Origin of the sequence: Frigoribacterium sp. CFBP 8751 (assembly GCF_014841545.1) — a bacterium.
Taxonomy (GTDB): domain Bacteria; phylum Actinomycetota; class Actinomycetes; order Actinomycetales; family Microbacteriaceae; genus Frigoribacterium.
This window is the reverse complement of sequence record NZ_JACYUB010000023.1, coordinates 1-399: the sequence shown is the minus strand read 5'-3', so window position 1 is coordinate 399 and position 399 is coordinate 1. Positions and strand designations below refer to the sequence as shown.

Sequence of the window (399 nt, the reverse complement as noted above, 5' to 3'; positions counted from 1 at the left end):
AGGGTATAATTTGGCATTTGACAATGTGCACGCTGTTGAGTTCTCAAGGACCAAACGCACCCGAAACCCGGCCCGTGAAGACCATCGCTCGAAGCTGTTGTGGAACCATCCCATCCCGGTGGACCAAGTCGAAAACGACTCGATTTCCAGTCCCCACATCGTGAAGACCAGCGCCTGGCGTTGACCAGAGGATGGAATTGAAACCCTACCACACGATTCTCAAGTCGCAAACGACTTGATCTCGGGGAGGACGCCACCACTTGAGGCCGGGAAACTCCGGAACTGAACCATCACTGGTCGCTGTCCTAGCCGCTCCGCCGCACCTTTGGGCTGACTCGGATTACTTTACACAGCCCCCCGGCCCCACCCCCAAATACCCATGCATCCCGGGCGTGTCGC

1 protein-coding gene is annotated in these 399 nt (G+C 57.4%); it reads left to right on the top strand.

What is annotated here, in order from left to right; translation table 11 throughout:
• Positions 1 to 184, top strand: a 184-nt coding sequence (locus IFT88_RS16870) for a hypothetical protein (RefSeq protein WP_207110921.1), incomplete at its 5' end; no start/stop codon positions are given.
• Positions 185 to 399 lie beyond the last annotated feature (215 nt).